The organism is Endozoicomonas sp. (assembly GCF_965196975.1).
Lineage (GTDB): Bacteria > Pseudomonadota > Gammaproteobacteria > Pseudomonadales > Endozoicomonadaceae > Endozoicomonas.
In genome coordinates this window covers 1658788-1678919 of the sequence record NZ_OZ239981.1, presented here as the reverse complement: position 1 = coordinate 1678919, position 20132 = coordinate 1658788, and the positions used below count along the sequence as shown (strand labels likewise).

General features: G+C 44.8%; 17 protein-coding genes. 12 read left to right on the top strand and 5 right to left on the bottom strand.

What is annotated here, in order from left to right; all coding sequences use genetic code 11:
- Positions 1–2: 2 nt before the first annotated feature.
- Complete coding sequence (locus tag ACOCLE_RS07250; protein WP_419537171.1) at positions 3–740, top strand: IS3 family transposase; 738 nt, start codon at positions 3–5, stop codon at positions 738–740.
- Here the strand turns inward: ACOCLE_RS07250 and ACOCLE_RS07245 are convergent.
- Entirely contained in the window at positions 665–3274 is a 2610-nt protein-coding gene (locus ACOCLE_RS07245) for a hypothetical protein (protein ID WP_419536138.1), read from the bottom strand. The genes ACOCLE_RS07250 and ACOCLE_RS07245 overlap by 76 nt on opposite strands.
- Before the next feature lie 14 nt (positions 3275–3288).
- On the opposite strand from ACOCLE_RS07245, the gene ACOCLE_RS07240 reads away from it, so the two are divergent.
- The gene (locus tag ACOCLE_RS07240) at positions 3289–4569 is read left to right on the top strand and encodes an ISKra4 family transposase (RefSeq protein ID WP_419532972.1); all 1281 of its coding nucleotides are present in this window, start codon (positions 3289–3291) and stop codon (positions 4567–4569) included.
- A gap of 8 nt (positions 4570–4577) precedes the next feature.
- Here ACOCLE_RS07240 and ACOCLE_RS07235 read toward each other — a convergent pair whose 3' ends face one another.
- Positions 4578–4904, bottom strand: coding sequence for a hypothetical protein (locus ACOCLE_RS07235; RefSeq protein WP_419536137.1), 327 nt, complete (start codon positions 4902–4904; stop codon positions 4578–4580).
- Between the two features lie 179 nt (positions 4905–5083).
- Between ACOCLE_RS07235 and tnpC (ACOCLE_RS07230) the strand changes: the two genes are divergently transcribed.
- The 6 genes from tnpC (ACOCLE_RS07230) to ACOCLE_RS07205 all read left to right on the top strand — a co-directional run bounded on the left by tnpC (ACOCLE_RS07230) (position 5084) and on the right by ACOCLE_RS07205 (position 12996).
- The gene (gene tnpC, locus ACOCLE_RS07230; protein WP_419532963.1) at positions 5084–6589 is read left to right on the top strand and encodes an IS66 family transposase; all 1506 of its coding nucleotides are present in this window, start codon (positions 5084–5086) and stop codon (positions 6587–6589) included.
- Complete coding sequence (locus ACOCLE_RS07225; protein WP_419536136.1) at positions 6579–6938, top strand: hypothetical protein; 360 nt, start codon at positions 6579–6581, stop codon at positions 6936–6938. The genes tnpC (ACOCLE_RS07230) and ACOCLE_RS07225 overlap by 11 nt, the downstream gene beginning before the upstream one ends.
- Before the next feature lie 133 nt (positions 6939–7071).
- Positions 7072–9078: an extracellular solute-binding protein gene (locus ACOCLE_RS07220; protein WP_419536135.1), complete on the top strand. Its 2007-nt coding sequence runs from the start codon at positions 7072–7074 to the stop codon at positions 9076–9078.
- Between the two features lie 161 nt (positions 9079–9239).
- A complete protein-coding gene (locus tag ACOCLE_RS07215) occupies positions 9240–10328 on the top strand; it encodes a microcin C ABC transporter permease YejB (protein WP_419536134.1) in 1089 nt (362 codons plus the stop codon).
- Positions 10329–10334: 6 nt separating this feature from the next.
- Complete coding sequence (locus tag ACOCLE_RS07210) at positions 10335–11366, top strand: ABC transporter permease (RefSeq protein ID WP_419536133.1); 1032 nt, start codon at positions 10335–10337, stop codon at positions 11364–11366.
- A 28-nt stretch (positions 11367–11394) separates the two neighbouring features.
- Entirely contained in the window at positions 11395–12996 is a 1602-nt protein-coding gene (locus ACOCLE_RS07205; protein WP_419537170.1) for an ABC transporter ATP-binding protein, read from the top strand.
- 186 nt (positions 12997–13182) lie between these two features.
- Here ACOCLE_RS07205 and ACOCLE_RS07200 read toward each other — a convergent pair whose 3' ends face one another.
- From ACOCLE_RS07200 to tnpC (ACOCLE_RS07190), 3 genes are all read right to left on the bottom strand, one after another.
- A complete protein-coding gene (locus ACOCLE_RS07200) occupies positions 13183–13494 on the bottom strand; it encodes an RNA recognition motif domain-containing protein (protein ID WP_066016610.1) in 312 nt (103 codons plus the stop codon).
- Positions 13495–13707: 213 nt separating this feature from the next.
- A complete protein-coding gene (gene cysK / locus ACOCLE_RS07195; protein ID WP_419537169.1) occupies positions 13708–14667 on the bottom strand; it encodes a cysteine synthase A in 960 nt (319 codons plus the stop codon).
- A complete protein-coding gene (gene tnpC, locus ACOCLE_RS07190) occupies positions 14660–16165 on the bottom strand; it encodes an IS66 family transposase (protein ID WP_419532963.1) in 1506 nt (501 codons plus the stop codon). The genes cysK and tnpC (ACOCLE_RS07190) overlap by 8 nt, the downstream gene beginning before the upstream one ends.
- 74 nt (positions 16166–16239) lie before the next feature.
- On the opposite strand from tnpC (ACOCLE_RS07190), the gene ACOCLE_RS07185 reads away from it, so the two are divergent.
- The 4 genes from ACOCLE_RS07185 to ACOCLE_RS07170 all read left to right on the top strand — a co-directional run bounded on the left by ACOCLE_RS07185 (position 16240) and on the right by ACOCLE_RS07170 (position 20042).
- Complete coding sequence (locus ACOCLE_RS07185; RefSeq protein WP_419536132.1) at positions 16240–16431, top strand: YopT-type cysteine protease domain-containing protein; 192 nt, start codon at positions 16240–16242, stop codon at positions 16429–16431.
- A 64-nt stretch (positions 16432–16495) separates the two neighbouring features.
- Positions 16496–17776: an ISKra4 family transposase gene (locus ACOCLE_RS07180; protein ID WP_419532972.1), complete on the top strand. Its 1281-nt coding sequence runs from the start codon at positions 16496–16498 to the stop codon at positions 17774–17776.
- Between the two features lie 875 nt (positions 17777–18651).
- A protein-coding gene (locus ACOCLE_RS07175) for an IS1 family transposase (protein ID WP_419534258.1) occupies positions 18652–19355 on the top strand; the annotation gives its coding sequence in 2 pieces (ribosomal slippage) (positions 18652–18895 and positions 18895–19355; 705 coding nt in all).
- 3 nt (positions 19356–19358) lie between these two features.
- A complete protein-coding gene (locus ACOCLE_RS07170) occupies positions 19359–20042 on the top strand; it encodes an ankyrin repeat domain-containing protein (RefSeq protein ID WP_419537168.1) in 684 nt (227 codons plus the stop codon).
- Positions 20043–20132: the final 90 nt, after the last annotated feature.

The following is a 20132-nucleotide window of genomic DNA, read 5'->3' as shown; positions in this document are numbered from 1 at the left end:
AAATTGAGAGAGCACCCATCAAAACAGCCATTGTTAATACGTTTAAGGTTTTCAAAGCTCGCTACGGTGCACCCAGGATCACACAGGAGCTGAAAGCCTCAGGAACACAATGTTGCTTGAATATGGTTGCCCGGCTGATGAAACAGGTTGGGCTCAAGGCGCGTAATGGACGCGCATTTAAATATTCGCCCAGTGCTGAAGCGCTGTACGGTGTTGCTGAAAATCGCTTGCGCCGCTGCTTTCAGGCCGATAAGCCAAACCAGAAGTGGACAACTGATATCACCTATATCCGGGTAAAAAGCCGATGGTTGTATCTCGCAACTGTGATGGATCTTTATTCTCGCCGGATCATCGGCTGGGCTTTAGATACCACCATGGTTGAGTCGTTGGTCACCCGGGCACTTGAGATGGCTTTTGCCCAGCGATCAACAGAGCCTGGGCTGCTTATCCATTCAGATCGTGGTGTTCAATATCGGGCTACTCGTTACCAGAGTTTGATTCGGCGATATGGTGGAGAGCCCAGTATGAGCAGACCTGGTAACTGCTGGGATAATGCAGCTATGGAGTCATTCTTTAGCCGGTTAAAAGTTGAATTAGTTTATGCCGAACGATTTCAGAGTATTGAAGAAGCCAGATCTGGAATCTTTGAATACATCGAAATATTTTATAACCGAATCAGACGGCATTCATCACTGGGATATTTAAGTCCTGTTGAGTTTGAGCGTAGAAACCAACAATAGGTGTCCACTTTTCGTGGGTAACACCACTGTGAATACTGACTTCTATTAGATTGTTCCCATACTGATTTCCATCTTTTAATATCATTACCATCTGCACAGTATCGCCTTTGGAGGTCACTCACACTATCAGAACAATGTTGTTTCCATTCATTCTGCCAGCGCAGCAACACCCTGTAAGTATAGCCATGATAACTTTCATTGAATTTTTCCCTTGCGTTTGCAAAGCTGCGTCTACCTCCAGAGTCAAGGTAGACATCGATAAATGCTTTTTTTGCCTCAATTTTACTAACTGTAGAAACACCCGACTGTGGTCTCTGCCTGAATATTTCTAATAACTGAACTGCTTCTTTTTTGGTGAACTGATAATGCTGTACAATACGATTTGCATTATTACTACTGGCAACTCGATACCACTCCTTCATCCATTCTCTTTTAATCGTTCTGTAGGTGACACCCTGATATTCAGAGTTATACCTGAGCCTGATTATTTCGTTAACCCCTTCTTTTGAAGGATGATCCTGACCTTCTTTACAAAGCTCACGAATCATATCTCTTTTTATTTTAAGCTCAGTGGATTTATCCAACTTTTTCTGCCCTGATGGAAAACGCCGGTTATTGCCGGTTAACGCTCCACCGCCACCGCTACATGATGGCTTCTCTGAAGCACATGAACTTTTGACGGTTTTATCAAACCCTTCGACAACAGACACCCATTCAGAAATAACGTCTTGTTTGACATGAAAATATCTGGCATTAGACAACCCCATAGCATCATTACGTTGTCGCTGTTTAAACTCACGCAATACTCTATGATAAAACTCAGTTTCCTTACCATCAGGAACTTGCTTCTTGAATCGACAAATTGCTGTTGCTTTATTTTTAAATGATTTCCCAGAAATATAATTCATGAATTTTCTAGCATCTACATAACATTTCTGCTGATCTCCCTCCTGGAGCCATTTCTGGCATTGGAATAGCTGTTCACTGTCAAAACCAATTGTTAACAATGAATCATAAGATGCTTCACTGGTATCCTGATCGTATTCGGGAGAGTAATTGTGCCCAAGAGTACTCTTAATAAGAGACTCGATATTCCCTAAATAGTTATATACCGAATGCAGTTCAACAGGCCAGTTATACTGGTTTACCTTTTTCTCAACACTTGCATTTCTGATAGGTAGTTTATTTCTCAGTCTCCAATTAGTGATTCCAACCAGCTGTGATCTCACACTTTCTTCAAGTGATTCCATATAACTTTTGGGTTCAGTGGAAATGACTTGCTGAATCTCTGGAAATATTTGAACCAGTTCTTCAGCTTGATGCACGGGTAATTTACAATATCTTGCTAAACCGGTCACACCACCTTCATAATGAGCATTGAACATTTCAGACATTTTTTTTCGAATAACCAGCTTTCTGATTCCAGTCAGTCTTTTTAATTCACCAATGTCGTTCGCACGGCCACATTTTACCCAATCAATAATCAAGAATAGATTTCTACGCGAGGGCCCACCTTGATAAGCATTGACTAACTCCATCATTTTTTCTGGCTTAATTCCCAACAATTCAGCTACATCTTGAACTTCCGATGAATTAACTATCGATTCTTCGTCTGTACAATCTTCTCTCGCTTCATCAACGGCACTGATCATATAGGTCATTGCTTTATGAAAACGACAGGCTACGGTACCTTCTGTTACCGGAGGATTTAACGTAGCAGCAATATCCTTAAAAAGTAATAAACGATCAACTCTGGCTTCTAAAATCTTACCAATGTGTAAATGATCCATGGGAAACAAATGGTCAATTCGGGAAGACTGCTCCAGTGACTTCATCTGTTTTAATTTTTCAAATTTCTCTTTCTGCCTTTGACGTTTAAGTGCCCAAAAATCTTTTCCATAAGATACCCAAAATTCATCCCCCTCATTTATTTCTTTTTTTGTCACGACGACTAAAACCGGATAATGCATTTCTTCCTGATTATACTTAATGGGACAGTAATATATTACAAATTCAACATTTACTCTTTCCTTATCATATTTTCCACTGTCACTTCTTAGGGAGCCATCATTAATTAATGACATTTGACTGCTATCAAAGTAGGCATCCCAAACAAGACCTTTAGCTCCAGATACAGCAATCGCATAATCGTCACGTACTTCGTCCATTGTATTCAAGCCAGCGCATGAAACTTCATATTCCTGCTCAGTCATTAACCATCCCCCCATGACCCCAATTGGTACTCCTGCAGGAATAGAACAGTTTGATGAAAGGGCTCCTTCATCAGTCAATAACCTGTATATACTGCCATCATGAGTCGATTGAAGACTATAATTCTCAATATGTAATTTCCTATCAGCGCTTTTAGAAAAAATCAATTCATTCACTTGACGATGAAACTCTGACTCAGTATCCCGAATATGATCAGAAACTTTGAGCGTCGAAGTGTAATATGTTTTTTCTGGGGGTGCTCTCTCTGAATGATTGAAACAATAGTGCTCTATTTTCACAGCTACTATGGGAACACCACTCATAATAGTTAACTGTCATGCCCGCTTCTGTTATTTCCAGCTCTACCAAAAGCATCGTTTTGCAAATTGAAGTTTCTATAGATTCAGGCAACATGCTGAATCTTGAAGATAGTTTACAGCGTGCACTCAATGAAGCCGGGCAGCTTGGAACAAAAGAGTTATTGGGGCTATTTGAATCACCCAATAAAGAACCTATCGTCGTTAATCAGCAGAAGTGGAACTACAAAGGAAAGGTTCTTAAGCACTATGAAACCTTATACGGTCGTATACCTTTGGAGCGCTCCGTATATCAGGGTGTCAGAGGTGGCAGTACTCTGGCAGCACTTGATCTTCGTGCCGGTATTATTGGTTCAGCTACCCCCAAATTTGCCAAGTCTATCGCCTGGAAATACAGCCAGATGCCAGCGCCTGCGGTAAAAGAAGATTTTGAGACCAACCATCAAAGGACGCTTTCAAATTCTTATATCAAGCATTTATCGGACAGAGTAGGTGCATTAATTGAAGACCAGCAAGACACTCACTACCACCTTCCTCCACTAAAAGAGCCTGTTGAAACAATAGCCATTGGTCTGGATGGAACCTGCATGCTGCTTTGTGAAGAAGGCTGGAGGGAAGCCATGTGTGGGACATTGAGCCTATATTCTGCAGATGGAGACAGGCTCCACACGATATATACAGCCAGTTCGCCAGAGTATGGTAAACAAAGCTTTATGAGCAAGCTCGACGAGGAGATTGCAGATCTAAAACGACTCTACCCAAATGCCACATACATCGGGGTAGCTGACGGGGCTAGAGAAAACTGGAGTTATTTGAAACAACATACCTCTGGGCAGATACTCGATTTTTATCATGCATCTGAATATTTAGCTGGAGCAGCGGAAGCACTGTTTCCAACCAGTAAGGCGAAGCGACACCAGTGGCTTGAAGACAGGCTACATAGTTTGAAAAACAAGCGTGGAGCAGCCAAAAAAATCCTTCAGGAAATTGAATCAGCCGAGCTCCCGAAAAAGACAATCGCACTGACAGAGAAGCGCTACAAAGCTGTGAGCTATTTTACAAACAATCACCAGTTAATGAATTATCATCAGGCGCTTAAACGCCATTGGCCAATAGGTTCAGGAGTTACTGAAGCGGCTTGTAAGACTCTGGTAAAGCAACGATTATGTGGTTCTGGAATGAGGTGGAAAGCAACAGGAGCGGAAGTGCTTTTGACAACAAGAGCACTGATCCAGAGTAAGGGGCGCTGGGAACAACTTTGGTCTGAGTTCATGACTGGAAAGGTTGAAGCTAACCTATGAGTCAGTTATCAAATTGAGAGAGCACCCTTTTCTGGTCCCTTTTTTTTAACCAGTTTATCGAGTGCACCAACACTAACAACAAATGGATCTACGCCATTATTAATCTTTCGGGGAAAGCAATGCCCCTGAGTTTGGTCACTTCGATCAATACGTCGTTCTTGAAGTTTTGCATATGAATCTACCATGCTTACCGAATGACGATCCTGAACACTGTAAGTCATATCAGGATGAATACAAACCACTCTTGTAGAAGCACGATGTTGAAATCCCTTATTCCCATTTGATGAAAACTCTAAAACAGTCAACTGAGCTGTCGGAATTACCGTTAAGTCCATAATATGACCTTTATATAAGGGTTAAAAACAATGAATAGCTCCACAAATATAATTCGTGGCAATATCAAAACATTAAAAACCACGTAAACTGTAACTATTCAGCACCCTTCATATAAATCTGGAATTTTCTGATTTTTCGACCATCATCTTATACTCAATTTTTCTAACAAATCTCCAGTATGGAACCAGACTTCCCAGCTACTCCGTTTACCGAAGCTCTCCTTAAAGAGAATGAAGAGCTTCGGACCGAGAATGCGCTTTTACGGGAACGTTGCAGCGAACTGGAAGAAAGGGTTAATAAAAACAGTCAAAACAGTAGTAAGCCACCATCGTCAGATGGTTATCAAAAGCCCAGTAAAAAAGGGAGTGATAAAGGTGATACATCTTCCAAAGAAGCCCCCTGCTCCTCACAGGAAACACCGAACCCCAAAAGCCTTAGACCATCTTCAGGCAATAAACCAGGTGGCCAGAAAGGTCATCAAGGCTCTTGTTTGAGACGTGTCGCCTTACCCGATTATGTCAGGCATCTGAAGGTTGAAAAATGTTGCTGTTGCCAGTCTTCGCTTATCGATATTAAACCCACCAAATACATTGAGCGACAGGTTTTTGATCCAGGTAGACCCGGAGAATTTGAAGTTACCGCGTACTGGGCAGACGTTAAAGTATGTCCTTGTGGTAAACGGAACACCGCTGAGTTTCCCCAAGGAGTGAAAGCCGCTGCTCAATACGGAGAAGTGACTCAGGCAATGGCTGTTCATTTAAACCAGTATCACTTCATCCCATATCACCGGGTGTCTGAGTATTTCAATACTATTTATTGCATGAGTGTCAGCGCAGGCTCTGTTGCCAATTTTGTTGCCTATACCCATGAGAACCTGGCCTCTACTGAGCAGAGTATCCGCGATGCTTTACAAGAAAGTCCGGTTGCAGGAGCGGATGAAACTGGCATGCGGGTTGACGGTTCACTGTGGTGGTTACACATTATGCGAGATGACCAATGGACGCTTTACTACCTCTCAGAAAGGCGAGGTTGTGAAGCAATGGATGCAATGGGCATCCTGCTGACTTTTGCAGGCATTCTGGTTCACGATCATTGGAAGTCCTACTTTGCCTATGCGGCAGTGCATGTGCTTTGTAATGCCCATCATCTGAGAGAGCTTCAGGGAGTTGTCGATAGGGATGCGAATAAGCTGGCTCTGCGGCTGATGAAATTGCTTACGCTCTCCTGGCACTTCTGCAAGAAATACAAAGCAGCCGGTCTGACTCAAATGCCTGGTGCAATACAGCTTCGCATTGAGACGATATACGACCAAATCCTTCAAAGGGCTCTCACGAAGGAAACCGCTTATATGGAAAAACAACGACAGGTGCTTGGACGTAAGAAGGTCAGGAATACCAAGGCCTACAACCTGTTCAAAAGGCTTATTGAGTTTAAGGTTGAAACGTTGCGCTTCATGTCGGACTTTTCAATTCCCTTCGATAACAATGGCAGTGAACGTGATGCCAGGATGGCCAAACTTAAGCAGAAGATCTCAGGCTGCTTCAGAAGCGAAGACGGAGGTACCATGTTTACCCGAATCCGAAGCTATTTATCATCTGCTAAAAAGCAGGGGTTGAACATATTTCAGGCGCTTCTTAAAGCGGTTCGAAATTACAACAATACGCCTTTGCTGGGTGCTGAATAGTTACGATTTTGATATGATCGTTCACGGTTTTTACCCTGGCATTACACCGGGTACTGAATTGAGAAATTTCTGGAGCAGCGCCAGCGCTGACAGTGACGCCGGACAAAACCTTTCGGGCATTAAACTCAAGTCCCTGGACAGCATGATTAATAAGGCTATCGAGGCTCAAACTCGTGAAGAGTTGATTCTTTACACCCGGGCAATCGACAGGATCGTACTCTGGCACTTTGCAGTTATTCCTCAATGGTACCTGCCCTACTGGCCGATGGTTTACCGGCCCGGGTTGAAACACCCTGAGCTTGCACCGCCTTTTGAAAATGGCTTAAGTACCTGGTGGCGTGAGTTTTAATAGGTACTCTTGGGGAAGTATGCTTACAAAGCATTACTGGTACTTAACAACCATCCATGGTTAAGTCTATATTAGAACGATTATTTATAAACAAGACTGCGCAGAGATTTTAAAACACTAACGGTTTCTTATGATGGTAATGAATTCTGGTTCTCTTAAATTTGCAGCACTGACCCTTGGGGTTACTCTCTCTTATTCCAGCCTGTCATCAGCCATCTCCTCTGAACATTCACCCGAGTCAGAGCAAAATATTATCGCTAAAACGTCGCTGGTGCTTCACGGTGAGTCGAAATACGATAGCCCGGATAAAGCCTTTACACACTTTGACTATGTCAATCCGGACGCCCCCAAAGGCGGCAGTGTTCGTATGGCAGCCAGTGGTACCTTTGACAGCCTCAATCCATACACCAACAAAGGAACTCCGGTTACCGGTATTGGGCTCATTTATGACACATTGATGACCCAGAGCCGTGATGAGCCTTTCTCGCTCTATCCACTCGTGGCTGAATCCGCAGAACGAGCCCCTGATAACAGCAGTATTACCTTTAACCTGAACCCTAATGCCCGTTTCCATGATGGTAAACGCATTACGGCTAACGATGTAAAATACACCTTTGAACTCCTGACCAGTCAGGGACACCCTTTCTATCGCAGTTACTATTCAGATGTAGATACCGTCACTGCTCTTTCTGACAGTCGCGTCAAGTTCACCTTCAAACACGCCAACAACCCTGAGCTTCCTTTCATTCTTTCTGAGCTGCCCGTTCTTCCAAAGCACCACTGGGAGCAGGCTGAAAACGATTTCTCGTCTGCCTCACTGAAAATACCGCTTGGCAGCGGACCCTATCAGGTAAAAAGTGTTGATGGCGGTCGCAGCATTTCCTATGTGCGGGTGAAAGATTACTGGGCAGAAGATTTACCCGTGAATGTGGGCCGCTATAACTTTGATGAGATCAGCTATGACTACTATCGGGACGAGCATGTTGCCCTTCAGGCGCTGAAAGCTGGGGAGTATGACCTGCGCTATGAAAATATTGCTAAAAACTGGGCCACGGCCTACGACGTACCCGCGGTTCACAAAGGCGAACTGATTCTGGCCACCATCCCTACCCGAAACCCTGCACCTATCCAGGGTTTTGCATTCAACCTGCGACGCGATTTCTTCCAGGACCCTCTGGTTCGAAAAGCCATGGGTTATGCGATGGATTTCGAGTGGTTGAATCGCAACCTGTTCCATGACAGCTACATTCGCTCCAAGAGCTATTTTGGTAACTCCGGTATGGAAGCCACCGGCATTCCTGAAGGAGATGAACTGAAGCTCTTAGAACCATGGCGCAAACAGTTACCTGAAGAGCTTTTTACCCAGCCCTACAGTGTTCCTGTAACCAACGGTTCCGGCAATATCCGACCTCAACTGCAAAAAGCACTGACACTGCTGAAAGAAGCTGGCTGGAGCCTTGAAAGAAACAAGCTGGTTGATAAGCGTGGTCAACCGTTAAAGGTTGAGTTACTCATCGCCCAACCCTCTCTCGAACGTGTGGCTCTTCCCTTCAAGAAAAACCTGGAACAAATGGGTATTGAACTGACTATTCGATCCGTTGATATCTCCCAATACATCAACCGAATTCGTGACTTTGACTATGACATGATCGTTGCCGGCTATGGTCAATCGGCCTCTCCGGGTAATGAGCAGACGGGTTTCTGGGGCAGCAAGGCCGCAGACACCAAGGGTAGCCGTAACTATATGGGTATCAAGGATCCGGTCGTGGATGCCATGATTGACCATGTGATTAACGCCGGCAGCCGGGAAGAGCTGACTACTGCAGTGAAAGCGCTGGATCGAGTGCTTCTCTGGGGCGAGTACATGATTCCCCAATGGTACTACCCTTATGATCGAATCGCTCATTCCAACCGTTTGGTCAGACCAGAATCTGAGCCTTTATACAGTACTGACATCTACACTTGGTGGATCGACAGTCAACCTGATACAACAAAGGCAACCAATAATTTATCTCAGGAAAATAACGGCTCAGCAAAACCGGTAAGTGAGGCAAAAGGTAACAGTACATGGTTTTACTCAGGACTTATCCTGCTGGGCCTTATCCCTATCTGGATATATCGTCGTAGAAAAAACAGCTAATCTCTCAGACTTGATACAGAACCCGTCACCATAGACAGAAAGTTTTCTCTGTCTATGGTTACTCTGGTTTAAGATCGAGGTTTAAGATCAGAATTTCAGGTCTGGATTTCACAGCCAGGAGAATCAACCATGCTCACAAGAGCGCATAACAGGAAGTCTCCATGAGCAGCTACATTTTGCGACGGCTTGTCCTGATGATCCCGACACTGTTCGGGATTATGCTGGTTAATTTTGTCATCATTCAGGCTGCCCCCGGGGGCCCAGTCGAGCAGATGATAGCCAAGCTTGAGGGCTTTGAGGTCAATGCCATCAGCCGAATCGGGGGTTCCAGTAATGCCGAAGTTCAGCAGATGAGTCTGGATGAGAGTGGGGAATACCGTGGGCGCAGAGGCCTTGACCCGGAACTGATCAAAGACATCGAGAAGCTGTACGGCTTTGATAAGCCTGCCCATGAACGCTTTCTGCAGATGATTAAAAACTACCTTACCTTTGATTTTGGGGACTCCTTTTTCCGCGATGCCAAAGTGGTCGATCTGATCAAGGAGAAACTGCCGGTTTCTATCTCACTGGGGCTCTGGAGCACCCTGATCATCTACCTGATCTCCATTCCACTGGGTATTCGCAAAGCATTGAAACACGGCAGCCGGTTCGATATCTGGTCAAGCGCAGTTATCACAACAGGATACGCGATTCCGAGTTTTCTCCTGGCCATTCTGTTAATCGTCCTCTTTGCTGGTGGCAGTTACTGGAACATTTTCCCGCTGAGAGGACTGGTATCCGACAACTTCGACGAATTAAGTCTGATGGGCCAGGTCTGGGATTACATCTGGCACATGATTCTTCCCATCATCTGTATGGTCATCAGCGGTTTTGCCACACTGACCATGCTGACCAAGAATTCATTTCTGGATGAAATCCATAAACAGTATGTGCAAACTGCCAGAGCCAAAGGCCTGGATGACCACAAGGTTCTGTATGGCCATATCTTCCGTAACGCCATGCTACTGGTGATTTCCGGCTTCCCTGCGGCGTTAATTGGCATCCTGTTTACCAGCTCATTGCTGATTGAAATCATTTTCTCTCTGGATGGGCTCGGTCTGCTTGGCTATGAAGCCGCCATCAACCGGGATTACCCCGTGGTTTTTGGTTCTCTTTATATCTTCACCCTGCTGGGTATGCTGATAAAACTCGTCGGCGATCTTACCTATGTAGCCGTTGACCCTCGTATTGATTTCGAAGCCAGGGACTGACGTGGAATGACCAGGTTCAAACTTAATCCGCTCAACCAGCGCCGTTGGCAGAATTTCAAGCAGAATCGCCGGGGTTATATTTCACTCTGGGTATTCAGCATTCTCTTCGTGATAACACTGCTGGCGGAGGTGGTTGCCAATGATAAGCCTCTATTGCTCTGGTACGATGGCACCCCCTATTTCCCAACCTTCGTCACCTATCCGGAAACCACCTTTGGTGGTGAATTCGAACTGGAGATGGACTACCGACAGGACTTCGCCAGAGAACTGATCGAACCCAACGGGTGGATGCTCTGGCCACCTATCCGCTACAGTTATGACACCATTAACTACGCCCGTATTGCACCAGCTCACCCCTCTCTTGAAAACTGGCTGGGAACCGATGACCAGGGGCGAGATGTTCTGGCACGGGTTATTTACGGCTTCCGCATTTCAGTCCTTTTCGGTTTGGCACTGACCTTTTTCAGTACCATCATTGGTGTTGCGGTTGGCGCTCTGCAGGGCTTTTACGGCGGCAAGATCGATTTGTTCGGACAGCGGTTTATAGAGATCTGGTCAGGCATGCCCAACCTCTATCTGCTGATCATCCTTTCCAGTTTTGTCGAGCCCGGCTTCTGGTGGCTGCTGGGGATCATGCTGTTGTTCCAGTGGATGGCTCTGGTTGATGTGGTGCGCGCCGAGTTCCTTCGGGGCAGAAATCTGGAGTATGTTCGAGCGGCGAGAGCCCTGGGGATGACCAATGGGCGCCTGATGTTCCGACATATTCTGCCCAATGCCATGATCGCAACAGTCACGTTTATGCCCTTTATTCTGACGGGGGCCATTACTACCCTCACCTCTCTCGATTTTCTGGGTTTCGGCCTGCCTGCCGGATCCCCTTCCCTGGGTGAGTTGATTGCCCAGGGGAAAAATAACCTTCAGGCACCCTGGCTGGGTATCACGGCATTTCTGGTCATGTCCATTATGCTGACGTTACTGGTGTTTATTGGCGAAGCGTGCCGGGATGCGCTGGATCCGAGAAAATACTATTCAAACTAAAGAGCTTCGACTAGAGAACCGAACCGTTATGGATAATCCATTATTGGCAATTAACGATCTCAGGATTCGCTTTCAACAGGGAGAGAACAGTGTTGATGCCGTTAAAGGTGTGTCGTTCTCGGTGGATGCCGGTGAAACCGTTGGCCTGGTCGGTGAATCCGGATCCGGTAAATCCATTACAGCTCTGAGTATCCTGCAACTGCTTCCAGAGAATGCCCAATGCTCTGGCGAAATATCGTTTGCCAATGAGGCTCTGCTCAACTTCTCTAAATCACAAATGCGCAAAATTCGTGGGCACAAGATCAGCATGATCTTTCAGGAACCCATGACAGCCCTCAACCCACTTCACACTATTGAAAAGCAGATATGCGAAGTACTCGGTATTCACCTTGGCCTGAAAAACAGTGAAGCGACGGAAAAAGCACTTGAACTGTTGGAACTGGTAGGTATCCGTGATGCAAAGAACCGATTAAAGGCCTACCCCCATGAGTTGTCAGGTGGCCAGCGACAACGGGCAATGATCGCCATGGCCCTCGCTTGTGAACCCACTCTTCTGATAGCCGATGAACCTACAACCGCTTTAGACGTCACCGTTCAGCGACAAATTCTCAGCTTACTGGCAGATCTCCAACAGAAACTGGGCATGGCCATTCTGTTTATCAGTCATGACCTTAACCTGATTCGTCATGTTTCTGATCGAATCTGCGTAATGAAAGACGGGGAGATTGTCGAACAGGGCGTTACAGAGTCCGTATTCAACGCACCTCAGCACCCCTATACCATTGATCTTCTCAACGCCGAACCTGAAGGGGAGCCTGAGCCTCTGAAAGAGAACACCACGAACCTGGTGACTGGTGAAAGGATCAAAGTCTGGTTCCCAATCAAAAAAGGGTTTTTCAAAAAAACCGTGGGTCATGTAAAGGCCGTCACTGATTTATCGCTCACCATTCATCAAGGCGAAACGCTGGGCATTGTTGGTGAGTCCGGTTCCGGCAAAACGACACTGGGCATGGCTCTATTGAAGCTGCAGACATCCGAAGGCCTGATAAAGTTTGAAGAGACACGCATCGACAACATGAACCAGAACCAGTTCAGGCCACTTCGACGGGAAATGCAGATCGTGTTTCAGGATCCCTTTGGCAGTCTGAGCCCACGCATGACCGTTGCTGATATTGTCGGGGAAGGTCTGGATATTCATAACCTGGCCACAGAAGCCAATCGTGAGGAACAGATCATTGCTGCATTGACAGATGTTGGTCTTGATCCAGAATGCCGACACCGCTACCCCCATGAATTTTCCGGCGGCCAGCGACAGCGTATTTCCATTGCCAGGGCCCTGGCTCTTAAGCCCAAATTGATTGTCCTGGATGAGCCAACATCGGCTCTGGACAGAACCGTCCAGTCCCAGATTATTAATTTATTGCGTAATCTTCAGAAAAAATACAACCTCAGTTACATTTTCATCAGCCATGACCTTGCCGTAGTTAAGGCAATGAGCCACCAAATTATCGTGATGCAGGCAGGAGAAATTGTTGAACAGGGAAATACTCAACAGATTTTTAATCAACCGATAGAAACCTACACGCAGGAATTGATCAGTGCGGCTTTTGAATCACAGAAAAGCGCTTAAACATTTCCATAACTGATTCAATATTATTGGATGAAGACTTAACTATTCTTATATCTCTTTTAAGAATAAACGAGTCTTCCTCCGGCGTAATAGAACCGAACAATTAGTAGATCCTGAACCCGCTGAATTCCGGTTTATCATAAACAAATCTGCACACTAATCACAGAATATTATCAGATTAAGTCATTAGCGGTTAAAATTGTTGTTAAAAGACCTGGGTTGTCTTTTGGCTGGATCTCGCTGGCCAGATTCCTTCTGTCGAGCATCATTCACTCGTAATGGACGACCGGCCACTTCCTTACCGTCCATTGCCCGGGCAGCTTCCGCTTCCGTTTCTTTTTCAAAGGTGATGAATGCAAAGCCCCTGGAGCGTCCAGTCTCCCGATCCCGCATCAGTTTGATATCTTCAATAACACCAAATGATTCGAAAGCCTGTTCAAGATCCTCTTCAACGGCGGTATACGCCAGGTTACCGATGTATAAAGTCCTTTTTTGCATGGAATAACTCTGGTTTTTTCTCTAGATTATACGCAAGTCCTTGCGTAGAAAGGCGGTATAAACAACAAAATGTAACAATGATCAGATTCTCACATCACACTGTTGTTGTCCACTGGCTTATCGGCAGCCTCTTGGTATTCATTAACGGAATATAAAATAAACAAAGGACGCTAAGAAAAAACAGATGCTTAGCGTCTCTGTGGCTTACATCAATTACTGAACACTTTCATTTTCAGAAAAAACACCCTCAAACAGTGCAGTCGACAGATAGCGCTCACCCGAATCAGGCAGGATAACCACAATAGATTTACCTTTATTCTCTGGCTGCTCTGCCACTTTAAGAGCCGCGTTCACAGCAGCACCGCCGGAAATACCTGCAAGAATGCCTTCCTCCTTCATTAACCGGTGAGCCGTCTCCATGGCGTCTTCATTGGAAACCTGCTCCACCTGATCCACCAGCCTGAGATCCAGGTTGGCTGGAATAAAGCCAGCACCAATTCCTTGAATCTTATGAGGGGCAGGCTTCACCTCTTCGCCCGCCAGAGTTTGGCTGATCACCGGAGAAGCACTGGGCTCAACCGCAACCGATTGGATTTTTTTGCCCTGAATTTCCTTAATGTAACGGGATACACCAGAAATGGTGCCTCCCGTGCCAACACCAGCAACAAAAATATCGATATTACCATCCAGTGCATTCCAGATTTCCGGACCGGTTGTCTCTTCATGAATACGAGGGTTGGCTGGATTCTCAAACTGCTGAAGCAACAAATACTTCTCAGAATTTTCCTCGGCCAGCTCTTTGGCCTTTGCAATCGCACCAGGCATCCCTTTTGCCGGCTCAGTAAGAATGATGGTAGCGCCAAGGGATTTCATCACCTTACGACGCTCAAGGCTCATGGAAGCAGGCATGGTCAGCGTCAACGGAATGCCCCGGGAAGCGGCAACAAATGCCAGAGCAATACCGGTATTACCACTGGTGGGTTCAATCAGCTCCATGCCTGGCTTGAGCTTACCGGAACGTTCCGCATCCCAGATCATGCTGGCGCCAATACGGCATTTCACACTATTTGCAGGGTTTCTGGACTCTATTTTCACATAAATCTCATGACCCTTTGCCAGACGGTTTAATTTAACCAGTGGCGTGTTACCAATAGACTGAGAGTAACTATTCAGCACCCAGCAAAGGCGTATTGTTGTAATTTCGAACCGCTTTAAGAAGCGCCTGAAATATGTTCAACCCCTGCTTTTTAGCAGATGATAAATAGCTTCGGATTCGGGTAAACATGGTACCTCCGTCTTCGCTTCTGAAGCAGCCTGAGATCTTCTGCTTAAGTTTGGCCATCCTGGCATCACGTTCACTGCCATTGTTATCGAAGGGAATTGAAAAGTCCGACATGAAGCGCAACGTTTCAACCTTAAACTCAATAAGCCTTTTGAACAGGTTGTAGGCCTTGGTATTCCTGACCTTCTTACGTCCAAGCACCTGTCGTTGTTTTTCCATATAAGCGGTTTCCTTCGTGAGAGCCCTTTGAAGGATTTGGTCGTATATCGTCTCAATGCGAAGCTGTATTGCACCAGGCATTTGAGTCAGACCGGCTGCTTTGTATTTCTTGCAGAAGTGCCAGGAGAGCGTAAGCAATTTCATCAGCCGCAGAGCCAGCTTATTCGCATCCCTATCGACAACTCCCTGAAGCTCTCTCAGATGATGGGCATTACAAAGCACATGCACTGCCGCATAGGCAAAGTAGGACTTCCAATGATCGTGAACCAGAATGCCTGCAAAAGTCAGCAGGATGCCCATTGCATCCATTGCTTCACAACCTCGCCTTTCTGAGAGGTAGTAAAGCGTCCATTGGTCATCTCGCATAATGTGTAACCACCACAGTGAACCGTCAACCCGCATGCCAGTTTCATCCGCTCCTGCAACCGGACTTTCTTGTAAAGCATCGCGGATACTCTGCTCAGTAGAGGCCAGGTTCTCATGGGTATAGGCAACAAAATTGGCAACAGAGCCTGCGCTGACACTCATGCAATAAATAGTATTGAAATACTCAGACACCCGGTGATATGGGATGAAGTGATACTGGTTTAAATGAACAGCCATTGCCTGAGTCACTTCTCCGTATTGAGCAGCGGCTTTCACTCCTTGGGGAAACTCAGCGGTGTTCCGTTTACCACAAGGACATACTTTAACGTCTGCCCAGTACGCGGTAACTTCAAATTCTCCGGGTCTACCTGGATCAAAAACCTGTCGCTCAATGTATTTGGTGGGTTTAATATCGATAAGCGAAGACTGGCAACAGCAACATTTTTCAACCTTCAGATGCCTGACATAATCGGGTAAGGCGACACGTCTCAAACAAGAGCCTTGATGACCTTTCTGGCCACCTGGTTTATTGCCTGAAGATGGTCTAAGGCTTTTGGGGTTCGGTGTTTCCTGTGAGGAGCAGGGGGCTTCTTTGGAAGATGTATCACCTTTATCACTCCCTTTTTTACTGGGCTTTTGATAACCATCTGACGATGGTGGCTTACTACTGTTTTGACTGTTTTTATTAACCCTTTCTTCCAGTTCGCTGCAACGTTCCCGTAAAAGCGCATTCTCGGTCCGAAGCTCTTCATTCTCTTTAAGGAGAGCTTCGGTAAACGGAGTAGCTGGGAAGTCTGGTTCCATACTGGAGATTTGTTAGAAAAATTGAGTATAAGATGATGGTCGAAAAATCAGAAAATTCCAGATTTATATGAAGGGTGCTGAATAGTTACTCAATTTGTATTGCAGATAATCAAGTGGGGGATTTAAAATATACAGTGTTTGACCCTAATCATGGGGAATTTTCCTTTTTAAAGTTTGATGATATGTTGAAATTTCTACATGATTTTCATAGTATTTTTTACCCAAAGAGTACAGATCTGAATGTGATGGGTGCTCTCTCTGAATGATTGAAACAATAGTGCTCTATTTTCACAGCTACTATGGGAACACCACTCATAATAGTTAACTGTCATGCCCGCTTCTGTTATTTCCAGCTCTACCAAAAGCATCGTTTTGCAAATTGAAGTTTCTATAGATTCAGGCAACATGCTGAATCTTGAAGATAGTTTACAGCGTGCACTCAATGAAGCCGGGCAGCTTGGAACAAAAGAGTTATTGGGGCTATTTGAATCACCCAATAAAGAACCTATCGTCGTTAATCAGCAGAAGTGGAACTACAAAGGAAAGGTTCTTAAGCACTATGAAACCTTATACGGTCGTATACCTTTGGAGCGCTCCGTATATCAGGGTGTCAGAGGTGGCAGTACTCTGGCAGCACTTGATCTTCGTGCCGGTATTATTGGTTCAGCTACCCCCAAATTTGCCAAGTCTATCGCCTGGAAATACAGCCAGATGCCAGCGCCTGCGGTAAAAGAAGATTTTGAGACCAACCATCAAAGGACGCTTTCAAATTCTTATATCAAGCATTTATCGGACAGAGTAGGTGCATTAATTGAAGACCAGCAAGACACTCACTACCACCTTCCTCCACTAAAAGAGCCTGTTGAAACAATAGCCATTGGTCTGGATGGAACCTGCATGCTGCTTTGTGAAGAAGGCTGGAGGGAAGCCATGTGTGGGACATTGAGCCTATATTCTGCAGATGGAGACAGGCTCCACACGATATATACAGCCAGTTCGCCAGAGTATGGTAAACAAAGCTTTATGAGCAAGCTCGACGAGGAGATTGCAGATCTAAAACGACTCTACCCAAATGCCACATACATCGGGGTAGCTGACGGGGCTAGAGAAAACTGGAGTTATTTGAAACAACATACCTCTGGGCAGATACTCGATTTTTATCATGCATCTGAATATTTAGCTGGAGCAGCGGAAGCACTGTTTCCAACCAGTAAGGCGAAGCGACACCAGTGGCTTGAAGACAGGCTACATAGTTTGAAAAACAAGCGTGGAGCAGCCAAAAAAATCCTTCAGGAAATTGAATCAGCCGAGCTCCCGAAAAAGACAATCGCACTGACAGAGAAGCGCTACAAAGCTGTGAGCTATTTTACAAACAATCACCAGTTAATGAATTATCATCAGGCGCTTAAACGCCATTGGCCAATAGGTTCAGGAGTTACTGAAGCGGCTTGTAAGACTCTGGTAAAGCAACGATTATGTGGTTCTGGAATGAGGTGGAAAGCAACAGGAGCGGAAGTGCTTTTGACAACAAGAGCACTGATCCAGAGTAAGGGGCGCTGGGAACAACTTTGGTCTGAGTTCATGACTGGAAAGGTTGAAGCTAACCTATGAGTCAGTTATCAAATTGAGAGAGCACCCAATGTGATTAGATATATATCAGAACTAAATGATTAGGGCTGTGGATTAAGGTTAATTTGCGTCGGCATTAGATATAAATAACGCTGGTATGAATTAATTGAGTTTTGCTGGGTTTTCTGATGAGTTATGTGTATTGTTATGAGTTTTTAGTCTGTTTAATTCTAATGAGATCTACAAGGTTGGTTTTATAAGTGCTTGAATTTGCTCATTTTGTACGCGGCCGAAAGACATCTCAGTAAATGAAAAGGCGATGATGCTAAAGCAGGAGTTTATTGAAAAACTGGTGAAAGTCCCAGTTTAAGGAAAGGTTTTAAACTTGGATATATAAAACGCTTTCTGGGAGTTTTAATCGAAATTAGCTCTGTTTTTTTGACCAGCAATGCCTGAAGTTTTATCAAATTAGATTAATTTTAATTTCATTAAGGGAACTATTCATAACTATTGAAGATCCTTATATGACCTTTTGTTTTAGTTGCTATTACAATATATGGATCCCACGAAAAATACCCCGGCTAAACTTCCAGTTTTCGTTTCTGTTACTGCGAATTCACAGGAAGCTGGTTGCTCCCCGACCAACTCAGTTGCTGCTTCATTTGCTAATAGGCAGATTAATACTGCCCATGCTTTATTAGCTGAGGGGCTCAGATGCCAGCCTTCTGAAGTTATTAGACATCATAGGCAGTGTAGTAAAAACTCAGTTTCATTATTACTTCTTCAGGCCTCTGCGTCAGGTAAAAGTGAGCTGGTCAAGACGCTTATTGATCAGGGTGGAGACCCTAATGTTGCAGGGGATAGGGTGATGTGCCAAAGCTGTTGATCTGATACATTCCTGTCTTTTTGAGTCATCTATGGCTGAAGTTCAAGTTGCCTGTATCCATTGTCAACAAACGTTCAATGTTGTTAAGAACGGGAAAGCTGAGACGGGTCACCAGCGGTATAGATGCAAGGACTGTAATAAGAGCTTCCAACTCGAGTATCGCTATAATGGCAATCTGCCTGGTACTCATGAGCAGATCATAAAGATGACCATGAATGGCTCCGGGGTCAGAGATATCGGACGTGTCCTTGAGATCAGTCCAACGACTGTATTGGCTCGCTTAAAAAACTCGACCCGCCAACAGTAACACAACTCCCCTTCGAAAATGCCCAGGTCAAGATTATCTTCGAAATGGATGAGCAGTGGTCATTTGTTGGTAGCAAGAAGCAGCAACGCTGGCTGTTTTATGCATGGGAGCCACGTTTCAAGAAGATCATTGCCCATGCGTTCGGCCCCAGAAGCACAGAGACGCTCAAAAAGCTGTTGGAGCTTCTGGCCCGCTTCAAAGTTAGTTTTTACTGCACAGATGACTGGCAACCATATACATCCTGTTTATCAGAAGATAAACATATCATTGGAAAGTACTTTACTCAGCGGATTGAGCGGCAGAATCTGACCTTGAGAACTTGCTTGAAACGGTTAGCCAGAAGGACTATTTGCTTCTCAAGATCAATAGACATTCATGATAAGGTTATTGGGGAATTTATCTCCCGAAACCACTATCAACAGTTTTGATACATCACCGGGGATAGGGGGCGAACCCCCTTAATACTAGCTGCAAAGACCGGTGATGTTCGTACAGTTGAAGTTTTAATCAATAATAAAAGTAATGTTAATGCTGTTGATGACATCGGAATGAGTGCCTTGCATGAAGCTGTATGTAATAAGTTTCCTGCTGTATTAGCTCAATTGATCAACTCAAATGCTCGTGTAAACCTGCCTGATATTAGTGGATCTACCGGACTTATTTATGCTGCAGAACAAGGTGAATTGCACTGTGTAAAGATGTTGCTTGAGTCTCAGGCGAATGTTAATTATGTTAATGAGTATGGGCGAACTGCACTCATGCTTGCAGCTGCTAATGGGCATAAGGATGTAGTTGAAATTCTCCTGGAACTTACAGAAAATATTAACCAAAATGATAGAACTGGTAAGAGTGCACTCCATCTTTCTGCTTTTTATGGTCGTTATGAAGTTTTAAAAAGCTTGATTTTAAAGGGTGCTGATATTCATATGTGTGATCGCCAAGGTAATGCTTCAATTTATTATGCATTCATTAATCGTCACTTTAAATGCTGCCGATATTTAATCCAGCATGGTGGAAATCTGGATAAAATAGCAGAAAGAATGGAGTTACCAAAGCAGTTGATTGCTAATGAAATATATAGCACTGATGATTCTTCTAGAGGCTCCCTTTCTTAAAGCTTATGAATCGGACATATATGTTTTCATGATTTCCATTTAAAATATGATCGATTGCTTCAATAAATTTGTATTCAATTTATCATCTGG

What these genes read in the sequence shown, in the direction of transcription:
- ACOCLE_RS07245 (WP_419536138.1), bottom strand. Translation starts at nt 3,274, where the DNA reads ATGAGTGGTGTTCCCATAGTAGCTGTGAAAATAGAGCACTATTGTTTC.
- ACOCLE_RS07240 (WP_419532972.1), top strand. Translation starts at nt 3,289, where the DNA reads ATGCCCGCTTCTGTTATTTCCAGCTCTACCAAAAGCATCGTTTTGCAA.
- tnpC (WP_419532963.1), top strand. Translation starts at nt 5,084, where the DNA reads ATGGAACCAGACTTCCCAGCTACTCCGTTTACCGAAGCTCTCCTTAAA.
- tnpC (WP_419532963.1), bottom strand. Translation starts at nt 16,165, where the DNA reads ATGGAACCAGACTTCCCAGCTACTCCGTTTACCGAAGCTCTCCTTAAA.
- ACOCLE_RS07235 (WP_419536137.1), bottom strand. Translation starts at nt 4,904, where the DNA reads ATGGACTTAACGGTAATTCCGACAGCTCAGTTGACTGTTTTAGAGTTT.
- ACOCLE_RS07215 (WP_419536134.1), top strand. Translation starts at nt 9,240, where the DNA reads ATGAGCAGCTACATTTTGCGACGGCTTGTCCTGATGATCCCGACACTG.
- ACOCLE_RS07205 (WP_419537170.1), top strand. Translation starts at nt 11,395, where the DNA reads ATGGATAATCCATTATTGGCAATTAACGATCTCAGGATTCGCTTTCAA.
- ACOCLE_RS07220 (WP_419536135.1), top strand. Translation starts at nt 7,072, where the DNA reads ATGGTAATGAATTCTGGTTCTCTTAAATTTGCAGCACTGACCCTTGGG.
- ACOCLE_RS07210 (WP_419536133.1), top strand. Translation starts at nt 10,335, where the DNA reads ATGACCAGGTTCAAACTTAATCCGCTCAACCAGCGCCGTTGGCAGAAT.
- ACOCLE_RS07180 (WP_419532972.1), top strand. Translation starts at nt 16,496, where the DNA reads ATGCCCGCTTCTGTTATTTCCAGCTCTACCAAAAGCATCGTTTTGCAA.
- ACOCLE_RS07200 (WP_066016610.1), bottom strand. Translation starts at nt 13,494, where the DNA reads ATGCAAAAAAGGACTTTATACATCGGTAACCTGGCGTATACCGCCGTT.